This is a genomic window from Paracidovorax anthurii, assembly GCF_003269065.1.
Taxonomy (GTDB): domain Bacteria; phylum Pseudomonadota; class Gammaproteobacteria; order Burkholderiales; family Burkholderiaceae_C; genus Paracidovorax; species Paracidovorax anthurii.
In genome coordinates this window covers 1-4,599 of sequence record NZ_QLTA01000111.1, presented here as the reverse complement: position 1 = coordinate 4,599, position 4,599 = coordinate 1, and the positions used below count along the sequence as shown (strand labels likewise).

Sequence of the window (4,599 nt, the reverse complement as noted above, 5' to 3'; positions counted from 1 at the left end):
TTCTGGCGTCGGCACACCGTGCTGAAGTCCGGCACCGGCCAGTCCAGCTTGGCCAGCCGCAGCAGGCTGTCCACCATGCCCAGCGCCTGCCGCAGGGGCTGGCCGAACAGGCACTTGATGCTCAAGCAAAACTGGATGGCTGCGTCCGAGAACGTCGGGCTGCGCCCGCGCTTGCCGTTCGGCTTGCCAAGCCACTGCATGCCTTCATCCAGCCACATCGTCAACGATCCTCGCGCCTTCAGCGCTGCGTTGTAGGCTTTCCAGTTCGTCGTGCGGTACTTGGTCCGCCTCTCGCTCTTTGCTTCCGTCACGCCTTCAGTCTACCGGTGTGGCCGGGGTGATTTGTGCAACAAAGCCGTTTGCACCGTGCAATTGGCCAGGCACCTCTCGGTGTGTGAGCCGGTCCTGCACATAATCCGGATCGATAAAAGAGAGCGGGAGAAAAATGGCTCCAAAACGTTGGTGGGCGGGCAATAAAGAATATGGAATTGCCGGCCTGATCGACTGGAGTATTTCTGTCCCCTGCCTTGCCGGAGGAGGGCCGCACCCTTTCCAGGGCAACGATCTCCTCGGCATCTAGGGCTTGCCGCTCATGGGATGCGCTCTGGTGTTCCTCGGCATGGCGTTGACCGGCAAGTTCACCCGTGCGGTCTCCGTGGTCATGGGCACAGGCTTGATGCTGGGTGTCCTGGCTGCGCTGGGCAATGGCATCGGCCTGCTGGAGGTGCTTTTACTGGGGCCGTGGCTGGCCTTCGCGGTGCTCCTGGCATCGGCGCTCATCCCTTCCCGTCCTGATAAAGGCCGTGCGCCAGTCGATGATCGATCGCCGGAGGGGCGATCCTCGCCTTGGAATCATCTGCCTTGACGGGAACGGCCAGCGGACGTGTCTTGCCCGTTGTCTCGGAGCCCCCATCGCTTCAGACTTTGGCCTTTGAGTGCCTCTGAATTTCCCGTGGGTCGCAGGATTCGCCGAAACCGACCGGCTATTCAATGCCTAGCCTTTGACCACCCCCAGCGGCGGCGCAATCTCCTCCAACGACTTCCGCTCCGCATCCACCGCCCAGCGCCACGTCACCCCCGCCGCCACCAGCACCAGCGCGGCGCCCAGCAGGTAGCCGGCGAACACGTTCCCGCGGCTGCCCGTGTCGATGAGTGCGCCGAACAGCGCCGGGGCCGCGAAGCCACCCATGCCGGTGCCCACGGCATAGAAGAGGGAGATGGCCAGCGCGCGCATCTCCAGCGGGAACACCTCGCTCACGGTGAGATACGCCGAGCTGGCCGCCGCCGAGGCCAGGAAGAACACGGCCGACCACGCCAGCGTCTGCGTGGTGGCGTCGAGCCATCCGTTCATGAAGCCGAGACCCGTCAGCGCCAGCGCGATGCCGGCCAGCGCATAGGTGGCCGTGATCATCACGCGCCGGCCGATGCGGTCGAACAGCGGGCCCAGCAGCAGCGGCCCCAGCACGTTGCCGGCCGCGAACGGGAAGATGTAGAGGCCGACTCGCGCGGCATCCACGGCATAGAAGTGCGTGAGCACCAGCGCGTAGGTGAAGAAGATCGCGTTGTAGAAGAAGGCCTGCGACACCATCAGCGCCAGCACCACGGCGCTGCGCTCCGGGTAGCGGCGCAGCAGCACGTGCATCACCTGCGACGCGGTGGGCAGGGTGTTACGGGGCGGTGAGGTCGCGGCGGCCGGGGCCGGTGCCGGCCGGGGCTTCGAGGGGGGATGCGCATGCACGCGGCGCTCGATGTCCGCGACGATGCGCTCGGCCTCGTCGGCGCGGCCGTGCGAGATCAGCCAGCGCGGGCTTTCGGGCACGTGGCGGCGTACCAGCAGCACGGCCACGCCCAGCAGCGCGCCCATCAGGAACGCGGCCCGCCAGCCGTCCTGCGGGCCCAGCACCCGTGCGTCGAGCAGCACCAGGCTCAAGGCGGCGCCCAGCGCCGCGCCGATCCAGAAGCTGCCGTTGATGGCCAGGTTCACGCGGCCGCGCACGCGCGCGGGGATCAGCTCGTCGATGGCGGAGTTGATGGCTGCGTATTCCCCGCCGATGCCGACGCCCGTGAGAAAGCGGCACAGCGCGAAGGTGGCGAAGTGGCTGGTGAAGGCGGTGGCCACGGTGGCGACCATGTACACCATCAGGGTCAGCATGAAGAGGCGCTTGCGGCCCAGCGCGTCGGCCATGCGGCCGAACAGCAGGGCGCCGAGCACCGCGCCGCCCACGTAGAGCGATGCGGTCCAGCCCACCTGCGTGGCGCTCAGCCCCAGCGTGTCCGGGCGTTCGAGCGCGCTGCCCAGTGAGCCGACGATGGTGACCTCCAGGCCGTCGAGCACCCAGGCGATGCCCAGCGCGAACACCACGCGCCAGTGCCAGGCCGACCAGGGCAGGCGGTCGAGCCGGGCAGGGATGCCGCCGCCGGAAGACATGCGGGCACCCTACGGCGCCCGGGTCCGGCCTGCCATCGGATGCGGGCCCGGGTTGCTGTGGGATACCGCTGACGCTTACCCGAGGGGGATGGGCCGGGCGGCGGCGGAGGTGTTTCTCGGGCAGTGAGCGGATGGGAGGGGGATCGACGCCCGTGAGAAAGCGGCACAGCGCGAGGGTGGCGCGGGGATGAAAGCGCCGAACGATCTTCCCTCCCTGTGGGGGCGTTGGGGAGGGAAACCGCTCACATGTCGCCGGTTTTGCTGCATAGTTTGCTATCGATAAAGTAGCAAACGGGGCGGATCTTCGCGGTGACCGCCGCGGCCAGGGGCGCTGCGCCCCCGGGGCTCAGGGCGCGGGGCAGGAGTCGTCCAGGCCCGCCATGCCGGCCAGCTTCTGCAGGCGCGAGCGCTGTTCCAGGCACGCCTGGCGCTGCGCCTCGGCGGCCTTCTGCTGCGCGAGCCGCGTGGCCTCGTCGCGCGCGGCCTGCAGCTGCGCGATCCGCTCGCGGATCTGCGGCATGGCGGCCAGGGCGGCTTTCTCGCCCTCCAGGATGGCGCTGGCGCGCTGCGTGAAGTCGGTCGCGCCGATGTCGAGCACCTTCGGGCGGATGACCACGTCGGCCCGCGCCAGCTCGGCCTGCCCGAGCTTCTGGCCCATGATCGCGATCGACTGGCCGAGGGTGCCCAGCATGCCGGCGGGCGTCTGGCCGCGCGCCTTGTTGGAGATGTCCACGGCCACCACTACGTCGGCGCCCAGCTGGCGCGCCGCATCGACCGGCACGGGGCTCACGACGCCGCCGTCCACGAAATGGTAGGGGCCGATGGCCACGGGCTGGAACACGCCCGGCACGCTGCTGGAGGCGCGCACGGCCTGGCCCGTGTTGCCGCGCGAGAACACGGTGCGCTCGCCGTCCTCCAGCCGCGTCGCCACGGCCACGAAGGGCTTGGCGAGCCGCTCCAGCGGCTGGCGGCGCACCTGTTCGTTCACGTAGTCTTCGAGCTTCTGCCCCAGCACCAGCCCGCCGGAGGAGAGCTGCAGGTCGCGGATGCTGGCCTCGTCGAGCGCCACGGCCTTTTCCTGCAGCTCGAACGCGTTCATGCCGCTGGCATACAGCGCGCCCACCACGCTGCCGGCGCTCGTGCCCGCCACCACGGCGGGCGCGAGGCCGTTGGCCTCCAGCATCTTGATGACGCCGATGTGCGCGAAGCCCTTGGCCGCGCCGCCGCCCAGGGCGATGCCGATCTTGATGGCGGGCACGGGGGAGGGCGAAGGGGGCGTGGCGGGGGCGCGCGCCGTGGGCCCGGCGGGCGGCGCGCTGCCGCAGGCGGCCAGGGCCGCCAACACACTCAGGATGCCCAGGGGGCGCAACAAGGCGTTCAGGCGCATGCCGGGAGAAGAGAGGCTGTGGGGGAGGGGGGAGTTTATCGACCCGGCGCGGCCCAGGCCCGTGGCCGCCGCGCAAGGGCCGCCCCGCCGCGCTGGCGGCGTCCCCTTCCCGCATCGCATCGCGGGGCGAGAGCGGGGGAAGGCATGAAGCGGCTCACGGGGTGCTGTTTCTCGTCTCAGGGCGGCCCGGCAATGAAAGAAGCCCCCATGCCGCGCGTTCGGCGCGGGAGGGGGTGTGGCAGGCGCCCGGGAGGCGGCCCAGCCGGATTCCAAGGGTGAAATCCGCTGGATGTCGCCGGTTTTTCTCAATAGTTCGCTATCAATACAGTAGCAATCACGCCCGCGCGATGGCCGCCGCGATCGCCTCGCCCACCTGCGTGGTGCTGGCCGTGCCGCCCAGGTCCGGCGTGCGCGGGCCGCTCTTGATCACCTCTTCGATCGCCGCCACGATCGCATCGTGCGCCGCACGCCCCGCCCCCTGGCCCTGCGTGAGGAAGTCCAGCATCAGCGCCCCCGACCACACCATCGCGATCGGGTTGGCGATGTTCTTGCCGTAGATGTCCGGCGCCGAGCCGTGCACCGGCTCGAACAGGCTCGGGAACGTGCGCTCCGGGTTCAGGTTCGCCGAGGGCGCCAAGCCGATCGTGCCCGTCGTCGCCGGCCCCAGGTCCGAGAGGATGTCCCCGAACAGGTTCGTCGCCGCCACCACGTCGAAGCGCCCCGGCTGCAGCACGAAGCGCGCCGTCAGGATGTCGATGTGCTGCTTGTCCAGCACGATGCCCGG

5 protein-coding genes are annotated in these 4,599 nt (G+C 69.6%); 1 reads left to right on the top strand and 4 read right to left on the bottom strand.

Annotated features, from left to right (window positions below):
* Positions 1–311, bottom strand: a 311-nt coding sequence (locus AX018_RS24300; RefSeq protein WP_211322508.1) for a transposase, incomplete at its 3' end; no start/stop codon positions are given.
* A 296-nt stretch (positions 312–607) separates the two neighbouring features.
* On the opposite strand from AX018_RS24300, the gene AX018_RS24295 reads away from it, so the two are divergent.
* A complete protein-coding gene (locus AX018_RS24295; protein WP_170146347.1) occupies positions 608–865 on the top strand; it encodes a hypothetical protein in 258 nt (85 codons plus the stop codon).
* A gap of 129 nt (positions 866–994) precedes the next feature.
* Here the strand turns inward: AX018_RS24295 and AX018_RS24290 are convergent, their stop codons facing one another.
* The 3 genes from AX018_RS24290 to AX018_RS24280 all read right to left on the bottom strand — a co-directional run.
* Complete coding sequence (locus tag AX018_RS24290; RefSeq protein ID WP_111882810.1) at positions 995–2,428, bottom strand: MFS transporter; 1,434 nt, start codon at positions 2,426–2,428, stop codon at positions 995–997.
* Positions 2,429–2,774: 346 nt separating this feature from the next.
* Entirely contained in the window at positions 2,775–3,815 is a 1,041-nt protein-coding gene (locus AX018_RS24285; protein ID WP_111882809.1) for a patatin-like phospholipase family protein, read from the bottom strand.
* A gap of 334 nt (positions 3,816–4,149) precedes the next feature.
* Positions 4,150–4,599 (bottom strand): isocitrate/isopropylmalate family dehydrogenase (locus AX018_RS24280; RefSeq protein ID WP_245951836.1); only part of this gene is annotated, 450 nt, incomplete at its 5' end.